This window comes from Aliiruegeria sabulilitoris, assembly GCF_001558155.1.
GTDB lineage: Bacteria > Pseudomonadota > Alphaproteobacteria > Rhodobacterales > Rhodobacteraceae > Tropicimonas > Tropicimonas sabulilitoris.
Window position 1 is genome coordinate 1 of the sequence record NZ_LOAS01000084.1, and the last position, 3,199, is coordinate 3,199.

2 protein-coding genes are annotated in these 3,199 nt (G+C 62.6%); one reads left to right on the forward strand and one right to left on the reverse strand.

Annotation, left to right across the window (positions count from 1 at the left end; genetic code table 11):
* Window positions 1-11 precede the first annotated feature (11 nt).
* Window positions 12-1,448, reverse strand: a complete 1,437-nt coding sequence (locus AX756_RS24585) for a mannose-1-phosphate guanylyltransferase/mannose-6-phosphate isomerase (RefSeq protein ID WP_068318488.1) — start codon at window positions 1,446-1,448, stop codon at window positions 12-14.
* A 221-nt stretch (window positions 1,449-1,669) separates the two neighbouring features.
* Between AX756_RS24585 and AX756_RS24590 the strand changes: the two genes are divergently transcribed.
* Window positions 1,670-3,091 carry a phosphomannomutase gene (locus AX756_RS24590; protein ID WP_068318491.1) on the forward strand — a complete coding sequence of 474 codons (1,422 nt, stop codon included), beginning with the start codon at window positions 1,670-1,672 and terminating at the stop codon, window positions 3,089-3,091.
* The last annotated feature ends 108 nt before the right edge of the window (window positions 3,092-3,199 follow it).

Sequence of the window (3,199 nt, forward strand, 5' to 3'; positions counted from 1 at the left end):
CCCCACATCCATCAATTCCTCGAATAGACATCCTCGTAGCGCACGATATCGTCCTCGCCGACATAGGAGCCGGTCTGTACCTCGATCAGCACCATCGGCACCTTGCCCGGGTTCTCCATGCGGTGCACGGCGCCGAGCGGAATATAGACGCTTTGGTTTTCCGTGAGCAGCTTGACCTCGTCATCCACGGTCACCTTCGCCGTCCCCTCGACCACGATCCAGTGCTCGGAGCGGTGGAAATGCGATTGCAACGACAGCGCCGCGCCGGGATGCACCAGGATGCGTTTCACCTGGAAGCGCCCGCCCACCACGAGGCTCTCGAACCAGCCCCAGGGGCGGTGATCCTTGGGAAAATGCGTGGCCTGGTCCGCCGTCTTGGCCTTCAGCGCGGCAACGGCCTTCTTCACATCCTGGGCGCGCGACATGTCCGCCACCAGCACCGCGTCATTCATCGCCACCGCCATGATGTTCTCGAGCCCGATCCCCACCAGTTCGAGCCGCTCGCTGTCCGAACGCAGCAGCGTGTCGCGGCAATCGATGGCGGTCGCGCCCGCGCCGGCCACCACGCCGGCCGCATCCGGCCCGCTTTCGCGCCAGACCGCATCCCAACCGCCGAGATCAGACCAGCCCGAGGAAAAGGGCACCACCGACAGGTTGGAGGCCCGCTCCATCACCGCGTAATCAATCGAGATATCCTCGGCCTCTGCCCAGGGCTCCGGCGCCAGCCGCAGAAAGCCCAGGTCCGTCTTCGCCTCGGCGACGGCCGCGCGCACTGGCTCCATGAGGCCCGGCGCATGGGTCTCGAAGGCTGCAAGGATATCGGCGGCCCGAAACAGGAAAATCCCCGCATTCCAAAGGAAATTGCCCGCCGCCAGCATCTCGACGGCGCGCTCGGCGTTGGGTTTCTCGACGAACCGGCTCAGCTTGACCGGCGCGCCTTCGGATGCGTCGGCAAGTTCGAGATAGCCATAGGCCGTCTCCGCATGGCTCGGCGTGATGCCAAAAGTCACCAGCTCGCCCTGCCCCACCGGGCCAAGCCCCTGCGCGACCGCCACGTGGAAGGCGTCGATATCCGGCACGACATGGTCGGAGGGCGCGACCAGCAGCACGGCCTCGGTATCCTCGACCAGCGCGTGCAGCGTAGCGGCAAGCACTGCGGGTGCCGTGTTGCGCCCCTCCGGCTCGATCAGGATGGCGCCCGGATCGATGCCGGCCGCCTGCAACTGCTCGGTCACAATGAAGCGGAAATCGGAATTGGTCAGCACCACCGGCGCCCTGAAATTCAGGGCATTCGTCGAACCGCTCAGGCGACGGGCGGAGGCCTGGAACAGGGTTTCTTCCCCCATCAGTTTCGAGAATTGCTTCGGATAGCTCTTGCGGGACAGGGGCCAGAGCCGGGTGCCGGATCCACCGCACAGAATGACTGGAGTGATATGCGTTCGAGACATGGATTGCGCCTTTAAATAACCAAACTTTCAATGAGGTTGTGTAGGCAATGCAGGATGTGAGGCAAGGGGAAAACGTTCCCGGTCGCTGCGGATAGGCACCGCCGCGCCCGCCTGCCGGCCTTGTTTCACGTTCCCTGCCATGACAAGAAACCGGCACAAGGCTGCCGCCGCCATTCTGCGGGGCCGCACGGCCTGAATATTTTGACAAGAGGAGGGCCCCCATGGCCCCGAAATTCGGAACCAGCGGCCTGCGAGGCCTTGTCACGGAACTGACCGAGCCACTCGTGTGCGACTACACCCGCGCCTTCCTCGCCGCCTGTCCGCATGAAGGACGCGTCTTCGTCGGGCAGGACCTGCGCCCCTCTTCGCCCCGGATCGCCAAATGGGTCCGGGAAGAAATACTTGCCCACGGGCTCGAGGCGATCGATTGCGGTGCGCTCCCCACCCCGGCACTGGCGCTCGCCTCGATGCAGGCAGGCGCCGCCGCCGTCATGGTGACCGGCAGCCACATCCCCAGCGACCGCAACGGGCTGAAATTCTACGTGCCCTCCGGCGAGATCTCGAAACAGGACGAGACGGGGATCCAGGCCGAACTGGGCCGCAGCCCGGTTTCGGGGCCGCCGGGGAAAGAACGGCACATGGATGCCTCCGCTGCCTATGCGGCGCGCTACAGGGAAGCTTTCGGCCCCGCCCTCGAAGGGCTCACGATCGGCGTCTACCAGCATTCTTCCGTGGCGCGCGACCTGATGGTTGAAGTCATGGAAGGTCTCGGCGCAAGAGCCGTAGCCATCGCTCGTTCCGATATTTTCATCCCTGTCGATACCGAAGCGCTGGATCCCGGGACGAAGCAGCTCTTTGCTGGATGGTTCGAGGCGCATGGGCTGGATGTGCTGATCTCGACCGATGGTGATGCGGACCGGCCCATGATGGTGGACGATGCCTGTCGGGTCGTTCCCGGAGATGTGCTTGGCGCAATAACCGCACGGCAATTGGGCGCCGACACAATTTGCACGCCGGTCTCGTCCAATACAATGGTCGATAAGGGCTTTGGCCAAGTGATCCGTACCAGGATTGGTTCGCCCTATGTCATCGCGGCGATGGAAGAAGTAATCTCGGAAAACAGCTCGGCCCGGATTGTGGGTTATGAGGCGAATGGCGGTTTCCTGCTGGGCTTCGAGGCAGAGACAGTGGAGGGCAAGCTCGCTCCATTGGTGACCCGTGATTGTTTCCTGCCGATCATCGCTCCACTCGTTGCGGCGCGTTCGGCCGATCAGAGTATGTCTCAGTTGATCGATACCCTACCCCCACGATTCACCGCCGCCGATCGGATCCAGGGTATTGAGACCAGTATTTCCAAGGCATTCATTGCAGCAATGTCATCTAGTGTTGGGGATCGTGCCGCTTTTTTCGAAAGTCTCGGCCCCGAAACCGGCCTGGATCTCACAGACGGTTTGCGTGTGAGTTTCCAGGGCGAAGAGATCGTCCATCTGAGACCTTCTGGGAATGCACCCGAGTTCCGGTGCTATGCCGAAGCTGGAAGTCAGGAACGTGCCGCTGTGCTGGTCGAAACCTTCCTTGCCAAGCTTGAACAGGAAACCGGAGCAGGTCGTGCTGGAGCTGTCCCGAGACCTCAAGAATGGTGAGTTGCGTCGCCGCGAAATCGAGGTTGAGATCAAGCGCAACCTCGATCCGCCGGAGCGGGCCGTCGTGCTGTGTGTCGACGAAAAGTCTCAGATTCAGGCTCTTGACCG

Coding starts and splice junctions, on each gene's coding strand:
- AX756_RS24585 (WP_068318488.1), bottom strand. CDS start 1,448: ATGTCTCGAACGCATATCACTCCAGTCATTCTGTGCGGTGGATCCGGC.
- AX756_RS24590 (WP_068318491.1), top strand. CDS start 1,670: ATGGCCCCGAAATTCGGAACCAGCGGCCTGCGAGGCCTTGTCACGGAA.